Source organism: Micromonospora sp. MH99, from assembly GCF_021442385.1.
Taxonomy (GTDB): Bacteria; Actinomycetota; Actinomycetes; order Mycobacteriales; family Micromonosporaceae; genus Micromonospora.
On the sequence record NZ_MUZA01000003.1, the window covers coordinates 1 to 15,977 of the forward strand.

The window sequence follows — 15,977 nt, forward strand, 5'->3', positions numbered from 1 at the left end:
GCCGGTCAGCCGGTCCCGGTCGTCGTACGCCCGCAGCAGCAACCGCAGCGCGCTCTCGTCACCAGCGCCGGCCAGCTCACCGCGCAGCTTCTCCTCCCGCTCCTCGGCCAGCGACACCGCAGTGGCGGCAGCGTCGGCCTCGGCCCGGGCCGCGGTCACCGCGCGGGCCACCTCGGCCACCCCGCGCGGGGCGCGCACCCCGGACAGCACGCCCAGCTCGTCGTCGAGCGCGGTCAGGGCGGCCGCCGCCTCTCGCGCCCGTGCCCGGGCCGCCGCCAGCTCCGGCATGGCCCCGGTCACCGCGTCGGCCAGCTCGGCCATCCGGCTGACCCGGGCGTCGGCCTCGGCCAACGCGTCGTCGTCCACCCCCGTCAGGCCGGCGAGCACCTGATCGACCGCGTCCAGCCGGGCTTCCGCCTGCGTGGCGCGCGCCGTGGCCCGCTTCTGCACGTCCTCGTAGACGCCGAGGCCGAGCAGGTTGACCAGGATCTGCTGCCGGGTCGCCGGCTTGGCGTGCAGGAAGTCGGCGAACTGACCCTGCGGCAGCACCACGCAGCTGGTGAACTGCTCGTACGGCAGCCCGACCGCCTCCAGCACCGCCTGTTCCATCTCGGCGGGCGTCCCGGCGATCACCTCGCCGAGGTCGTCCGGGCTCAACCCGGTGTCGAGTTTGGTCACGTCGAAGCCGGCCGGCATCACCTGCAGCCCGGCGTTCGCTGTCTTCACGTTGCCCCGGCCGTCCCGGCGCACCACCCGGGTCGCCACGTACCGGGCACCGCCGGACTCGAAGACCAGCCGCACCCGGGCCTCGGTGGCCGACGGCGCGAGGGCGTTGGCCAGCCCTCGGGCGCCACCCCAGCGGGGCACCGTGCCGTAGAGGGCGAAGCAGATGGCGTCCAGCACTGTGGACTTGCCCGAGCCGGTCGGCCCGATCAGCGCGAAGAAGTCGGCGTCGGTGAAGTCGACAGTGGTCTCGTCCCGGAAGACCGTGAACCCGGCCATGTCCAACCGCATCGGCCGCATCAGTGCTCGACCTCCTCGAAGAGCTCGTCGAAGAGTTCTCGGACGCCCTCGTCGTCGTGGCCCCGGCTGTCCAGGTAGTCGCCGAACAACTCCCGGGGGGAACGCCCCGACCGCTGCGCGATCCGCGTGCCGCTGCCCGGAGCGGCGAGCAGCTCCGGGTCGATCCGGATCTCCAGCGCCCGGGGAAGCAGCTCCTGGACCTCCTCGCGCAGGCCCGCGCGGGGCTGCTCCCGCACGAACACCCGCAGCCAGGCGTCCGGCGCCTCGATCTCGGCGAGCTGGGCCAGCGTGCCGCGGACCGTCCGCAGCGCGCTCGCCGCGGTCACCGGCACCTCCCGCACCCGGGCGGCCGTGCTGGCGGTCACCTCGACGATCGTCACCGAGGGCACGTTCTCCTGCTCGCCGAAGTCGACGGCGAGCGGGCTGCCGCTGTACCGCACCGGGCACGGGCCTTCGACGCGCTGAGCCCGGTGCAGGTGGCCCAGCGCCACGTAGTGCGCGGTCGCGGGGAAGACGGTGGCCGGCACCGCGTAGCCGAGCACCGTGTGCGCGTCCCGTTCACCGCCGCCGGCCGCCGCGCCGGTCACCGTCAGGTGCGCGGTGACCAGGTGCACCCGGTCCGGCTCGGCGAAGCCCTCGGTGAGGCGGCCCAGCACCCGGCCCAGGTGGTCGGCGTACGTCTGGTTGGCCTCCGCGGCGGTCAGCTCGTACATCTCCAGCGCGCGGATCGCGTACCGCTGGGACAGGAACGGCAGCGCGGCCAGCTGCCACCGTTCCCCGCCGGCAGTGGTGCCGTCGATCACGTGCTCGGCCGGGTTCTCGCGGACGCCACCGCGCAGCGTGATGCCGGCGGCCTCGGCCCATGGCCGCAGCGCGTCCAGCGCCGGGCCGTTGTCGTGGTTGCCGCCGATCGCGACCACGTCCGCGCCGGTCCGCCGTAGCGCGGTCAGCGCCCGGGTGACCAGCCGGGTCGCCTCCGAGGTCGGCGCGGCCGTGTCGTAGAGGTCACCGGCGACGATCACCAGATCCGGCTGTTCGGCACGGGCGATGTCGATCACCCCGGCCAGGACTGCTTTGTGCTCCTCGGCCCGGGACTGCCCCTTGAGCACCTTGCCCACGTGCCAGTCGGAGGTGTGCAGGATCTTCACAGTTGCACCGGCCCTGCCTAGAACGGGATGTCGTCGTCGGTGCCGCCGCCGGAGCCCACCACGGCGAACGGGTCGGCGGACTGGGTGATCGAGCGCAGCGTCTCCGAGGGGGCGCGGCCCGCCTCGGAGACCCGGGTCGCCCACGCCGGGAAGGGGAACTCCAGGCAGAGCGGCACCGGGATGTCCGGCTGATTGACGAACATGGTGCCCGGCTTGGCGAGCAGCGCCCGCTGCCGCTGCGCGGGCGGCAGGAACCCGTACTCCGGGCGGGACGCCTCGGCCGGGTCGAGCCGGCCGACCACCCGGATCGCCGAGTTGGTGACGATGCGCCGCTCCACCTCGCTCGCCGTCTGCTGCGCGCCGATCAGGATGACCCCGAGCGACCGCCCCCGCTCGGCGATGTCGAGCAGCACCTCCTTGATGGGGGAGGAGCCCTCCCGGGGGGCGTACTTGTTGAGCTCGTCGAGGACGACGAACAGCAACGGCTTGGCGGTGCCGGACTTCTCCTTGCGCTCGAACTCGCTCTTGAGCGTCACGCCGACGACGAACCGCTGGGCCCGGTCCGGAAGGTTGTGCAGGTCGACCACCGTCACCTGCGCCGACTCGCTGGTGTTGATCGAGTGCGGGCGACGGGTCGCCAGGTCGCCGCGGATCAGCCGGGCGAGGTCCTTCTTGCTGCCGATCAGCCGGCGGGCGAACGCGTTGACGGTGCCCAGGCCGACCGCGCTGCCCGCCCAGTCGGAGCGGGTCTCGTCGTCGTTGAGCGCATCGACGATGTGGTCGACGAGATCGCCGTAGGAGCCGAGCCGGACCCCGTCGATGCTCACCCCACCGTCGGCGGGTTGGGCGTAACGGGCCAGGTGTGCGGTGACCGAGTGCACGACCATCGTGTACTGCTGGCGCTCGTCGTCGGCGTCGGCGAAGACGTACGGCAGCAGGCGGTCGGCGCAGAACTCGCTCAGCGTCCAGTAGAAGGCGTCCACGCCGGTGAGGCGGCTGCTCACGTCCGGGGTGCCGGACGAGTCGCCGGGGCGCGGCGGGGCGTACACCCGCACGTCGGGGAAGGCGCCGGCGCTCAGGCCCAGCTTCGCGTACGCCGCTCGGGTCGGCTCGTCGAGGCGCGTGTTGGGGTGGTCGAGGAACAGCAGGTCCTCGCCCTTGACGTTGAAGATCAGCGCCTTGGCGTTCACCGCGTCGCCGCCTAGGACGCCGGAGCGGAACACCGAGTAGAGCAAAAAGGTGGCGAAGCTCGTCTTGGTGGCCACACCGGAGATGCCGGAGATGGAGACGTGCGCCCCGCGGCTGCCGTCGAGGAAGTCGGCGTTCAGGTAGACCGGGACCCCGTCGCGACCCATGCCCATCGGGATGCGCCGTTCCATCCGGTCGAAGTGCAGCGCGCGTGCGCGTGCGTCGCCCTCGGCCCGGTGCACCACCGCCCCCGGGGTCGGCGGCACGTAGAACTCCGGGTCGACCCGCGTGGTGGTGACCTCGGCCGCCTCCTGCACCTGGGCGGGCAGCGTGCCGTCGGCGATGGCGAACACGTCCGAGTCGAACTGCGCGCCCTCGTGCCGGGCGCGGACCTGGGTGACCACCCCGGCGATCGTCACCGGCTCACGGTCGGGCAGCTCGCGGCGGGTGACCACCACGTCGTCGAGCTGGAGGTAACTGCCGGGCGCCACGGCCGTCCAGAACTGCAACGGGGTCGCGTCGGCGGTGCCGAGGACCCGGCCGACCGGCTGGCCCGGGCCGTCCAGGCCGTCGTGGTCGGCGTCGGTCATCGGGCGACTCGGCTCGGTCGGGCATCACGGTCGGCGCGCATGACGTGCATCCTGCCCGAGGAGTACGACAGGTCGCCACGCGACGCGGCGGAGGACACGATGCCCGGTCACACTCGCGACGCTGGGTGTGTGACCTGGCGACGGTTCGTCACTGGCGGGCGTGGCGGAGCATGAGGACGCCGTCGTCGGCGGCGAGCACGTGCCGCAGCGGCAGGTGCCGGGGCGCGCTGGCGTCGCCGGCGCTGATCCGGCCCGCGCCGGCGCCGGCGAGCAGTGGCGCGACGGTGAGGCACAGCTCGTCCACCAGGTCCGCTGCGGTGAGCGCGCCGAGCAGGTGCGGGCCGCCCTCGCAGAGCAGCTGGGTGAGCCCGCGCCGGTGCAGTTCGGCCAGGCCGGCGGCGAGGTCGACCCGGTCGGTCCCGCAGCGCAGCAGGTCGGCGACGTCGGTCAGGCCGGGCGGCGGGGTGGCGTCGGCGCGGGTGAGAACGATCGGCCGGACCGGGGCGTCGGCGAAGGCCGCCTGCGCCGGGTCCAGGTCGAGGGAGCCGGAGACGACCACCAGCGTCGGATACTCCGCCAGCCCGTTGTCCCGACGCCAGGCGCGGCGGCGCTCGTCGAGGCGGACCGCCCGGTAGCCCTCGTGGCGCAGGGTGCCGGCGGCCACCACCAGGGCGTCGCAGACCATCCGCAGCACGCCGAAGACCCGCTTGTCCGGCTCGCCGGACAGGCCGGCGGAGTAGCCGTCCACACTCACCGCGCCGTCCAGGCTGGCGACGAAGTTCACCCGCAGTCGGGGCTGGTCCGCGCGCTGGTAGAGCGCGGTCAGCCCGGCGTCGTCGAGCGCCTGGGTGGACGGCTCGGGCCAGAGCCGCCGGATCGGAATTCCGACCGTCATTCGCCGGCCGGACCGGTGACCGGAGGGGTCGGTTCGGCGGTACGGTGCTGGCAGTCGCACCAGTTCCGGCCCGGGCAGTCATCGTGCCGCCGGGCCCGGCACGCTCGGCAGATCATGCTCGCAGCCTAGGCCGCCGGAGGACAGGACAGCATGCCGCGTCAGATCTTCCAGTTGAAGATGTCCCTCGCCGGCGTACGTCCGTCGGTGTGGCGCCGGGTGCTCGTCCCGGCCGGCTACACGCTGGACCGACTGCACCGGGTCGCCCAGCACGCGATGGGCTGGCGGGACTGCCACCTGCACTCGTTCGAGATCGACGCGGTGGCGTACGGCGAGCCCGACCCGGACGGGGGCCTGGCGCTGCACGACGAGCTGGACGTCCGGCTGGACGCCGTCCTCGGCAAGGGCAGCAGGTTCTCCTACACGTACGACTTCGGTGACTGGTGGGAGCACGACCTCGTCGTCGAGGACGCGTTGACCGCCGACCAGGACGAGCGGTACCCGGTCTGCCTGGACGGCGAGCGGGCCTGCCCTCCGGAGGGCATCGGCGGGCCGCCGGGTTACCAGGCGCTGCTCGCGGCCCTGGCTGATCCGACCCATCCGGAGGCGCCGGTGCTGCGGGACTGGGTCGGTGCGGGCTTCGATCCGACGTTCTTCGATCCCACGGTCGCGACCACACTGCTGCGTCGCTTCTGCTGATCCCGACCGGGCGTACGGGCCGGCGTTTGTCACCTGCGGTGCCGGCCTGAAACAGGGCGGTAACGATCTGGGAACGCTCCCAATGGTCTATTGACACCCTGGTAGCGCCCCGGCAATCTCATGGGAGCGCTCCCGGGGGAGTGGCGGAAGTCTCCTTCACAGTTCTCCCCAGATCGTTCAGGACCACCGGGGACCACCGGTCCGGCGACGGCAGGGGCGCTGCAGCACCCCCCACCACGCACGACACACCAAGCCTCACCACTTGAGAGGGGTCAGGATGAGCGTCACCTCACGTCGCCGCTTTGCGGCGATCGCGCTCGCGTCCGTCGCCGTACTCGCCTCGGCGACCGCCTGCGGCGGCGACGACTCGTCGTCCGATTCGGGCGGCGGCAAGGTCACTCTGGTCGTCGACGTCTTCGGCGACCAGGGCTTCGGCTACGAAGATCTTTACAAGCAGTACCAGACCGAGCACCCGAACGTCACCATCCAGGAGCGCGGCAAGGGCCTCGGCCTGGGTGACTACAACACCCGGCTGACGCAGCAGATCACCGCCGGCGCCGGCGCCGGCGACGTCGTCGCGCTCGAAGAGGGCACGATCGTGCAGTTCTTCGCCCAGGCCGACAAGTTCGTGAACCTGGCCGACCACGGCGCCAACGACCTCAAGGGCAACTTCCTGCCCTGGAAGTGGGAGGGTGGCGTCACCCCCGACGGCAAGGTGCTCGGCCTCGGCACCGACGTCGGTGGCATGGCCGTCTGCTACCGCAGCGACCTCTTCAAGGCCGCCGGCCTGCCGACCGACCGCGAGCAGGTTGGCGCCCTCTGGCCGACCTGGGACGACTTCATCGCCCAGGGGCAGAAGTTCGCCGCCGCCGACAAGAAGCACAAGTTCGTCGACTCGGCCACCAACTTCTACAACATCGTGCTGATGCAGACGGCGGGCGCGGGCACCGGCTACACCTACTTCGACAAGAGCAACAAGCTCGTCATCGGCGAGAACCCGGCCGTGCAGACCGCGTTCCAGACGACCACCAAGATGATCGGCGCGGGTCTGTCGAACAACCTGCGCAGCTTCTCCAACGAGTGGAACGCCGGCTTCAAGAACGGCAGCTTCGCCACCATCGGCTGCCCGGCGTGGATGACGGGTGTCATCAAGGGTCAGGCCGGTGACGCGGCGGCCGGCAAGTGGGACGTCGCCAAGGCGCCGGGCAACGGCGGTAACTGGGGCGGTTCCTGGCTGGCCGTGCCGAAGTCCAGCAAGCACCAGAAGGAAGCCGCCGAGCTGGCCAAGTTCCTGACCAACGCCAAGGGCCAGACCGAGGCGTTCAAGAAGGTCGGCAACCTGCCCTCGTCGCCGCAGGCTCTTGAGGACCCGGCCGTGCTGGCCGCGACCAACGAGTACTTCAGCGGAGCGCCGATCGGCAAGATCTTCGCCGCTGGTGCGAAGGAGCTGAAGCCGGTCTACCTCGGCCCGAAGAACCAGGCGGTCCGGGACGCGGTCGAGAACGCGCTGCGCAGCATCGAGCAGGGCAAGGCCGCCGACGCCGCTTGGCAGGACGCGGTGAAGAACGGCCAGGCCGCAGGCAAGTAACGGCTGTGACGCGCTCACGGGTGGTGCCGGACTCCGGCACCACCCGTGAGCCCGCGTCGAACGCCCTGCCGCGGCGCCCACGACGGCGTCGCCGAGTGTGAAGGACCGCTCATGAGCTCCCTGAAGACCCCCGCGCCACCGGGTGCGTCGGCCCGCCGGTCGCGTCCCGCTCCGCGGCACTCACCCGCGCGCCGCCGGCAGCTGAACCGGCTGGACCTGCGCTTCACCCCGTACGTCTTCGTCCTGCCGTTCTTCGTGCTGTTCGCGATCTTCGGCGTCTACCCGATCGTCTACACGTTCTGGATCGCGATGACCGACAGGTCACCGATGAACGCGACGATCAGCTTCGTCGGTCTGGACAACTTCGTCGAGTTGTTCACGAACGATCCGCAGTTCTGGAACGCGGTGGTGAACACCTTCGGGATGTTCGCCCTCTCCACCATCCCGCAGCTGATCATCGCCCTGCTGCTGGCGAACGCCCTGAACCGTCGCATCCGCGGTCAGATGTTCTTCCGGCTGGCCATCGCGATGCCGATCATCACCTCGACCGCAGTGGTGGCGCTCATCTTCTCGATGATCTACGCCCGCGAGTTCGGCCTGATGAACTGGCTGCTCGACCTGGTCGGCGTCGGCCCCGTCGACTGGCGGGCCAACCGCTTCGCCTCCTGGTTCGCCATCGCCACGATGGTCGACTGGCGGTGGGTGGGTTACAACGCCCTGATCTACCTCGCGGCGATGCAGTCGATCAACAAGGACGTGTACGAGGCGGCCGCCCTCGACGGCGCCTCCCAGCGCCGGCAGTTCTGGTCGATCACCATCCCCCAGCTGCGTCCCACAATCATCTTCACCCTGATCATCTCGACCATCGGCGGTCTGCAGCTCTTCACCGAGCCGCTGATGTTCACCAGCGGCTCGGGCGCGCTCTCCGGCGGCACGGAGGGTCAGTTCCAGACGATCACGATGTACCTGCTGGACGTCATGAACCAGCGGTTCCGGTGGGGGTACGCGGGCGCCGTCGCACTGGTGCTCTTCCTGCTGATCGCGTCCGTCTCGTTCCTCAACTACCTGCTGGCCCGCCGAATCAGCTCCGACAAGTGAGGGTGGCCCACCCATGACCAGTACCACTCTGCGACCGCCGGCGGTCCAGCCACCGACGGCCGGGCGCAACGGCATCCGCCACCGGGCGGAGAAGCTCTGGACGGCCAGCCCACTGACCTGGTTCGGGCTCGTCCTGGGCGTGATCCTGTCGCTGTTCCCGTTCTACTGGATGATCGTCATCGCCTCGCGGACCAGCGACGCCGCGAACTCCTGGCCGCCGCCCTTCCTGCCGGGCGGCAAGCTGGGCGAGAACATCCAGCGGGTGCTCGACAACGGCGACGCGAACATCGTCAAGGGCCTGATGAACTCGTTCCTGGTGTCGGGCACGATCACGGTGGCGACCGTGTTCTTCGGCTCGCTCGCCGGCTTCGCGTTCGCGAAACTGCGCTTCCGCGGCAAGAACGCGCTGTTGCTCATCATCCTGGCCTCGATGATGATTCCCATCCAGCTCGGCGTGCTGCCGTTGTACATCCTGATGGCGAAGCTGGAATGGCTGAACACCATGCCGTCGGTGACCGTGCCGTTCCTGATCGGCGGATTCGGCATCTTCATGATGCGCCAGTACGCCGAGCAGGCGGTGCCCAACGAGCTGATCGAGGCGGCCCGGGTCGACGGCTGCTCCACCTGGCGCGTCTACTGGCACGTGGTGGTGCCGGCGCTGCGACCCGCGGCGGCAGTGCTCGGGCTGCTCACCTTCATGGAGCAGTGGAACCAGTTCTTCTGGCCATTCGTGGTGCTCGCCGACCCGGCCAACCCGACCGTGCAGATCTCATTGCGCAGTCTGAACACCGCGTACTTCGCGGACAATTCTCAGATCTTCGCGGGTACGCTCATCGCGACCCTTCCGTTGTTCATCGTGTTCGTTCTGTTCGGCCGCCAGATCATTGGCGGGATCATGGAAGGTGCCGTCAAGTCGTGAGCAACCCCGCCAGCCCACCCGCCGTCGACGTCCTCGACGAGCGCCCCGGGCTGACCTTCCCACCCGGCTTCCTGTGGGGCGCCGCGACAGCGGCTTACCAGATCGAGGGGGCGGCGGCCGAGGGCGGCCGCACCCCGTCGATCTGGGACACCTTCAGCCACACCGAGGGCCTGGTGGTCAACGGACACACCGGTGACGTGGCCTGCGACCACTACCACCGGGTCCGCGACGACGTCGCCCTGATGGCCGAGCTGGGCCTGAAGTCGTACCGTTTCTCGGTCTCCTGGCCCCGGGTGCAGCCCGGCGGTTCGGGTGCGGCCAACCCGCAGGGCCTGGACTTCTACAGTCGTCTGGTCGACGACCTGCTGGCCCACGACATCGAGCCGTGGCTGACCCTCTACCACTGGGACCTGCCGCAGGAGCTTGAGGACGCCGGCGGCTGGCCGTCGCGGGACACCGCGGCGCGCTTCGCCGACTACACGACGCTCGTCGCCGACGCGCTCGGCGACCGGGTGCGCTACTGGACGACGCTGAACGAGCCGTGGTGCTCGGCGTTCCTCGGGTACGGCTCCGGTGTGCACGCCCCGGGCCGGTCGAACGGTGCGGACGCGGTCCGCGCCGGGCACCACCTGATGCTCGGGCACGGCCTGGCCGTGCAGGCGCTGCGGGCCGCCCGCCCCACCGCCGAGGTGGGCGTGACGGTCAACCTGTACCCGGTCGACCCGGCCAGCGACGCCCCCGCCGACATCGACGCGGCCCGGCGGATCGACGGGCTGGCCAACCGCTTCTTCCTCGACCCGCTGCTGCGCGGGTCGTACCCGGAGGACCTGGTCGCCGACCTGCGCACGGTCACCGACTTCGACCACGTCCGCGACGGCGACCTGGCGACCATCGCCACGCCGCTGGACGTGGTCGGGATCAACTACTACAGCCGGCACGTGGTCGCCGCGCCGGTCGAGGGCGCCGAGCCCGAGCCGTACTGGCGGGAACCGTCGTGCTGGCCGGGCAGCGAGGACGTCCGCTTCGTCAGCCGGGGATTCCCGGTCACCGACATGGACTGGGAGATCGACGCCCCGGGCCTGGTCGAGACGCTGCGGCGGGTGCACGACGAGTACACCGACCTGCCCCTGTACGTCACCGAGAACGGCTCCGCGTTCGTCGACACGGTCGTCGACGGGGAGGTCGACGACCCCGATCGGCTGGCCTACTTCGACGCCCATCTGCGCGCCTGCCACGAGGCGATCAACGCGGGCGTGCCTCTGCGGGGATACTTCGCCTGGTCACTGATGGATAATTTCGAGTGGGCCTGGGGTTACACGAAGCGTTTCGGCATGATCCACGTCGACTACGACAGCCAGCTTCGCATCCCCAAGTCCAGCGCCAGGTGGTACGCCTCGGTGATCCGACGCAACGGTCTGGCCGCACAATAGGCTCGGGCCAGCCATCAGGGCGGTCCTGGTGCCCACCCTCGGGTGGCGCCAGGCCCGCCCGCCGTCGGAGGAGCAGACGATGACAACGCAGCGCACCCGGTCGCTCGGGCGCCCGACCCTCGACGCGGTCGCGGCGCGCGCCGGCGTGGGTCGAGGCACGGTCTCCCGCGTGGTCAACGGCTCGCCCCAGGTCAGCCCGGAGGCCCGGGCCGCTGTCCAGCAGGCCATCGCCGAGCTGGGGTACGTGCCGAACCGCGCGGCCCGCGCGCTCGTCACCCAGCGCACCGACTCCGTGGCCCTGGTGGTGTCCGAGTCCGGCGAGCGGGTCTTCACCGAGCCGTTCTTCGCCTCGATCGTGCGGGGCATCAGCTCCGCGCTGCTCGAAACGCCGATGCAGCTCTGGCTGGCCATGGCTCAGTCGCCGGTCGAGCGGGAGCGGGTCGAGCACCACCTGACCAACCAGCACGTCGACGGCGTACTGCTGCTGTCGTTGCACGACTCCGACCCGCTGCCGACCCTGCTGGAGGAGCGCGGCCTGCCCGCGGTGCTCGGCGGTCGGCCCGCCCGCATGCTGCAACCCGGCGCCCAGCCGGCCTGGTTCGTCGACGTGGACAACGTTGGCGGGGCCCGGCAGGCGGTGGAGTACCTGACCGGGCAGGGGCGTCGACGCATCGGCACCATCGCCGGGCCACAGGACATGGGCGCCGGCCTGGCCCGCCTGGCCGGCTACACCGAGGCGGTCAAGGCCACCGGGGGCGGCGTCAACCCCGACCTGATCGCGTACGGCGACTTCAGCGAGGGCAGCGGCGCTGCCGCCATGCGTCGGCTGCTGGACTCCTGCCCGGATCTGGACGCCGTCTTCGTGGCGTCCGACCTGATGGCGTTCGGCGCGCTGCGTACGCTGCGCGAGGCCGGTCGACGTGTCCCCGAGGACGTCGCGGTGATCGGCTTCGACGACGCGACGATCGCCCAACAGGCGGATCCGCCGCTGACCACCGTCTTCCAGCCGGTGGAGGAGATGGGCCGACAGATGGCCCGCCTGCTGGTCGCCCGCATCCGCGGTGACGACCTGCCGGCCCCGCACATCCTCCTGGACACGCAGTTGGTCCACCGCGCCTCCGCCTGAGCGGCGGAGGTCAGGCCCAGCGGCGGAGTTCGCGCTTGGCGAGGGAGTTGCGGTGAACCTCGTCGGGGCCGTCGGCGAGGCGTAGGGTGCGGGTCTGCGCCCAGAGGGCGGCCAGTGGCGTGTCCTGGCTGACGCCCGCGCCGCCGTACCCCTGGATGGCCTTGTCGATCACCCACTCCGCCATCGCCGGCGTGCCGATCTTGATGGCCTGGATCTCGGTGTGGGCGCCCTTGTTGCCGACGGTGTCCATCAACCAGGCCGTCTTGAGCACCAGCAGGCGGGCCTGCTCGATGCGCACCCGCGACTCGGCGATCCACTCCCGGACGACGCCCTGCTCGGCGAGCGGCCGGCCGAACGCGACCCGCTCGTTGGCCCGGCGGCAGAGCAGCTCCAGTGCCCGCTCAGCCATTCCGATCAGTCGCATGCAGTGGTGGATCCGACCCGGGCCCAGCCGCGCCTGGGCGATGGCGAAGCCGGTGCCCTCGGCGCCGATCAGGTTCTCCGCCGGCACCCGGACGTCGACGAAGTCGATCTCGGCGTGCCCACCGTGTGAGCCGTCGGTGTAGCCGAAGACGGTCATGCCCCGGCGGACGTGCACGCCGGGGGTGTCCCGGGGGACCAGCACCATGCTCTGCTGGCGGTGCCGGTCGGCGTCGGGATCGGTCTTGCCCATCACGATGAAGATCTCGCAGCGCGGGTCCATCGCGCCGGACGACCACCACTTGCGGCCGTTGATGACGTACTCGTCGCCGTCCCGGACGATCCGGGTGGCGATGTTGGTGGCGTCGGAGGACGCCACGTCCGGCTCGGTCATGCAGAACGCGGAGCGGATCTCGCCCTCCAGCAGGGGCATCAGCCAGCGCTCCTGCTGCGCCTGCGAGCCGAACTCGGCCAGCAGCTCCATGTTGCCGGTGTCCGGCGCCGCGCAGTTGACCGCCTCCGGCGCCAGGTGCGGGCTGCGCCCGGTCAGCTCGGCGAGCGGCGCGTACTGCAGGTTGGTCAGGCCGGCGCCGTAGCGCGGATCGGGCAGGAACAGGTTCCACAGGCCGCGCTTGCGGGCCTCGGCCTTGAGCTCGGCCAGCACGGGGGTACGCGACCACGGGTCACCGGCGGCGACCTGCTCGGCGTGCACCGCCTCGGCCGGGTAGACGTGTTCGGTGAGGAACCGGGTCAGCTCGTCGCGCAGCTCCTCGGTCCGGGCGTCGTACGAGAAGTCCATCACCGCTCCCTGGCGGCGGTCAGCCCGTGCGCGACCAGCGGTGCCACCATCTCGCCGATCCGGTCGAAGCCCTCGCCGAGCGTCTGCCCGAGCGTGTGGCGGTAGTGGATGCCCTCGCAGATCACCGCGAGCTTGAAACAGCCGAGCGCCACGTGCCAGTGCAGTGGCCCGACGTCCACGTCGCTGCGCCCGGCGTACCTGTCGATCAGTTCGGCGCCGGTGGGGAAGCCGGCGCGCGGCCCGAGCCCGTCGGCGACCGGGTTGCCCTCGGCCGTGTCGCTGCCGCCGAGGACATCCCAGTACGTCAGGAGCAGTCCCAGGTCGGCGAGGGGGTCGCCGAGGGTGGCCATCTCCCAGTCCAGGACGGCGTGCACGGCCACCGGGTCGGCCGAGGCGAGAAGGTTGTCCAGCCGGTAGTCGCCGTGCACGATCCGGCCGGCGTTCGCACCCTCCGGGGCGGTCGCGGCCAGCAGGTCCCGCAGCTCGTCGATGCCGGGCAGGTCGCGGCTGCGCGAGCGGTCGAGCTGCCCGGCCCAGCGGCGGACCTGCCGGGCGAGGTAGCCCTCGGGGCGGCCGAAGTCGCTCAGCCCGACGGCGGCGGGCTCGACGGTGTGCAGCGCGGCGAGGGTGTCCATCATCGCCATGGCGAGGGCCCGTCGTCGGTCGTCGCCGAGCGGGTCGGTCTGCGCGCGGGTGCGGAACACCTCGCCGGGCATCCGCTCCATCAGGTAGAACGGTGCGCCGATCACGTCGGGGTCGGTGCAGAGCAGCAGCGCGCCGGGCACCGGCACCTCGGTGGGCGCCAGCGCCGAGATGACCCGGAACTCGCGGGCCATGTCGTGCGCGGTCGCCAGCACGTGCCCCAGCGGTGGCCGGCGCAGCACGACCTCGCGGTCGCCGATGTGCAGCAGGTAGGTGAGGTTGGACTTGCCGCCCGCGATCAGGTGGGCGCGCAGCGGCCCGGCGGCCAGCTCGGGTCGGTGCTGCGCCAGATGGTCGGCGAGTCGGTCCAGGGCCAGACCCGCGGGTGAGGCCGGAACGGCCGTCGGCCGTGACGCATCGACGGCCGGATCACTCATCCGACTAGTTGATGGCAGGCCGTTCACGTTGTCAAGGTCAGATACGTCGGACGTGTGGTCGTCAGCGCTCTGGCCAGGCGATGTGGCGTCGCGCCGGTCGAGCCACTCGGTGGACAATCCTCCATCGTTGCGACATTTGCCCGGATATCGTCTTCATGGCGGGCCGCGGCAGCGGTCTCCGGAGCGGCGGGGGGCGATCGTGGTGCAGGCGAGCGAGGGTACGACGACTGTCGGCGAGCTGTTGCTCAGCCGGCTCCACGACCTCGGAGTACGCCATGTCTTCGGGTTGCCGGGCGACTACAACATGGATTTCCTCGATCAGATCGAGGCGTTCGACGGGATCGAGTGGGTCGGCAGCTGCAACGAGCTCAACGCCGGCTACAGCGCCGACGGATACGCCCGCCTCGCCGGCGTGGCCGCGATCCTCACGACGTTCGGTCCCGGTGAGCTGTCGGCGGTCAACGCCCTCGCCGGGGCCATGGCGGAGTCGGTGCCCATCGTCTCGATCGTCGGCGGTCCGACCGAGGAGATCATGCGGCAGCGCACCTCCATGCACCACTCGCTCGCCGACGGCGACTTCGACCACTGGGTGCGGGTGGCACGCGAGGTGACTGTCGCCCAGACCTCGCTGACCCCGCAGAACGCGCTGGGAGAGGTCGACCGGGTGCTCACCGAGTGCTGGTCGCAGCAGCGTCCGGTCTACGTCCGGATGCCCGGCGACGTGGCCCACGCCGAGGTCGCCGTGCCGGGGCGACCGTTCACCCGCCCCGAGTCGGTCGTCTCGCCCGGACAGCTCGACGCCTTCGCCGCCGCCGCCCGGCGGCTGCTCGCCGGTGCCGAGCGGCCGGCCCTGCTGGTGGGGAACCTGCCGATCCGCTTTGACCTCGGCGCCGCAGTCACCGCCCTGGCCGCCGAACGGAACTGGCCGGTCGCCGCGCAGTCGCTGGGACGGGGACTGCTGGACGAGTCCGACCCCCACTACGTGGGCGCCTACAACGGCGGTGACAGCGTCGACGAGGTCCGCGCGGTGGTGGAGGACGCGGACGCGCTTGTCTGCGTGGGCGCCACGTTCTTCGACTGGGACGGCCTGTTCACCGCCGACATCACTGTGGACCGGGTCATCAGCCTGCACCGCGACGCCGCCGTCGTCGCCGGCACCCGCTTCGCCCCGGTCGCCCTGCCGGCGGCGCTGCGGTGCCTGCACGAGATCGCCCCGAACCGTACGGCGGAGTGGTCCTGCGCGCCGCTGCTGGTGGCCGACCCGCCCGCACTCGATCCGTCGAGCACCGAACCGATCCGGCAGGCACGGCTCTGGCCGGCGATCCAGCGGATGCTCCGCGAGGGGGACATCTTCGTCCCGGAGACCGGCACCCCGTCCTTCGGCACGGCGACGATGCGCCTGCCCGCCGACGTCACAGTCGTGTGGCCGCCCATCTGGGGCTCGATCGGCTACGCCACCCCGGCCGCCTTCGGTGCCGCGGTGGCTGCCCCGGATCGACGGACGGTGCTGGTCACCGGCGACGGATCACTGCAACTGACAGTGCAGGAGATCAGCCGGATGCTCGCCACGAACCAACGCCCGATCATCATCGTGGTCAACAACGGCGGCTACACCGTCGAACGGGCTGTCGACGGGCGGCACCAGCCGTACAACGACATCGACAACTGGCGGTACACGGACCTGCCCGCGGTGTTCGGACGGGACAGGGGCTTCACCGCCCACGTCGCCCGTACCGAGGGCGAACTGGCCGCCATCCTGGCCGGCATCGACGGCACCCCGGCCCAGTTGACACTCATCGAGGTGGAGACCGACCCACTGGACCTGCCCACCGGCATGCCCCAGTGGGGTCGGGAGACGTCCGCCGCCGACTACCACGCACAGCTCGCCTCCACACCGGTTCTGCCCCTGGGCGGGCTCCCCTGAGCGTCGGCGTCCGGTTCCACCCCGTAACCAGCCGCCGGAATTTCCGCTCGGGAC

At 71.2% G+C, this 15,977-nt stretch carries 13 protein-coding genes; 7 read left to right on the plus strand and 6 right to left on the minus strand.

Going from position 1 to position 15,977, the window contains the following annotated elements:
* The 4 genes from B0E54_RS02330 to B0E54_RS02345 all read right to left on the minus strand — a co-directional run.
* Nucleotides 1-1,023 (minus strand): AAA family ATPase (locus B0E54_RS02330; RefSeq protein WP_234581565.1); only part of this gene is annotated, 1,023 nt, incomplete at its 3' end.
* Nucleotides 1,023-2,171, minus strand: coding sequence for an exonuclease SbcCD subunit D (locus B0E54_RS02335; RefSeq protein ID WP_234581566.1), 1,149 nt, complete (start codon nt 2,169-2,171; stop codon nt 1,023-1,025). The genes B0E54_RS02335 and B0E54_RS02330, both read right to left, overlap by 1 nt.
* Before the next feature lie 17 nt (nt 2,172-2,188).
* Entirely contained in the window at nt 2,189-3,949 is a 1,761-nt protein-coding gene (locus B0E54_RS02340; protein WP_234581567.1) for an ATP-binding protein, read from the minus strand.
* Between the two features lie 148 nt (nt 3,950-4,097).
* A complete protein-coding gene (locus B0E54_RS02345) occupies nt 4,098-4,844 on the minus strand; it encodes a pyrimidine reductase family protein (protein ID WP_234581568.1) in 747 nt (248 codons plus the stop codon).
* 150 nt (nt 4,845-4,994) lie between these two features.
* Between B0E54_RS02345 and B0E54_RS02350 the strand changes: the two genes are divergently transcribed.
* The 6 genes from B0E54_RS02350 to B0E54_RS02375 all read left to right on the plus strand — a co-directional run bounded on the left by B0E54_RS02350 (nt 4,995) and on the right by B0E54_RS02375 (nt 11,701).
* A complete protein-coding gene (locus tag B0E54_RS02350; RefSeq protein WP_234581569.1) occupies nt 4,995-5,540 on the plus strand; it encodes a plasmid pRiA4b ORF-3 family protein in 546 nt (181 codons plus the stop codon).
* 277 nt (nt 5,541-5,817) lie between these two features.
* Complete coding sequence (locus tag B0E54_RS02355) at nt 5,818-7,128, plus strand: ABC transporter substrate-binding protein (protein ID WP_234581570.1); 1,311 nt, start codon at nt 5,818-5,820, stop codon at nt 7,126-7,128.
* A gap of 111 nt (nt 7,129-7,239) precedes the next feature.
* Entirely contained in the window at nt 7,240-8,226 is a 987-nt protein-coding gene (locus B0E54_RS02360; RefSeq protein WP_234581571.1) for a carbohydrate ABC transporter permease, read from the plus strand.
* A gap of 13 nt (nt 8,227-8,239) precedes the next feature.
* Nucleotides 8,240-9,145: a carbohydrate ABC transporter permease gene (locus B0E54_RS02365; RefSeq protein WP_255786339.1), complete on the plus strand. Its 906-nt coding sequence runs from the start codon at nt 8,240-8,242 to the stop codon at nt 9,143-9,145.
* On the plus strand, nt 9,142-10,575 hold the full coding sequence (locus tag B0E54_RS02370; protein ID WP_234581572.1) for a GH1 family beta-glucosidase: 1,434 nt from the start codon (nt 9,142-9,144) through the stop codon (nt 10,573-10,575). The genes B0E54_RS02365 and B0E54_RS02370 overlap by 4 nt, the downstream gene beginning before the upstream one ends.
* A 79-nt stretch (nt 10,576-10,654) precedes the next feature.
* Nucleotides 10,655-11,701, plus strand: coding sequence for a LacI family DNA-binding transcriptional regulator (locus tag B0E54_RS02375; RefSeq protein WP_234581573.1), 1,047 nt, complete (start codon nt 10,655-10,657; stop codon nt 11,699-11,701).
* Between the two features lie 10 nt (nt 11,702-11,711).
* Here the strand turns inward: B0E54_RS02375 and B0E54_RS02380 are convergent, their stop codons facing one another.
* Both B0E54_RS02380 and B0E54_RS02385 read right to left on the minus strand, forming a co-directional pair.
* Nucleotides 11,712-12,920, minus strand: a complete 1,209-nt coding sequence (locus B0E54_RS02380) for an acyl-CoA dehydrogenase family protein (protein WP_234581574.1) — start codon at nt 12,918-12,920, stop codon at nt 11,712-11,714.
* The gene (locus tag B0E54_RS02385; protein WP_234581575.1) at nt 12,920-13,999 is read right to left on the minus strand and encodes a phosphotransferase family protein; all 1,080 of its coding nucleotides are present in this window, start codon (nt 13,997-13,999) and stop codon (nt 12,920-12,922) included. The genes B0E54_RS02380 and B0E54_RS02385 overlap by 1 nt, the downstream gene beginning before the upstream one ends.
* 199 nt (nt 14,000-14,198) lie before the next feature.
* Between B0E54_RS02385 and B0E54_RS02390 the strand changes: the two genes are divergently transcribed.
* Nucleotides 14,199-15,923: an alpha-keto acid decarboxylase family protein gene (locus B0E54_RS02390; RefSeq protein WP_374109234.1), complete on the plus strand. Its 1,725-nt coding sequence runs from the start codon at nt 14,199-14,201 to the stop codon at nt 15,921-15,923.
* Nucleotides 15,924-15,977: the final 54 nt, after the last annotated feature.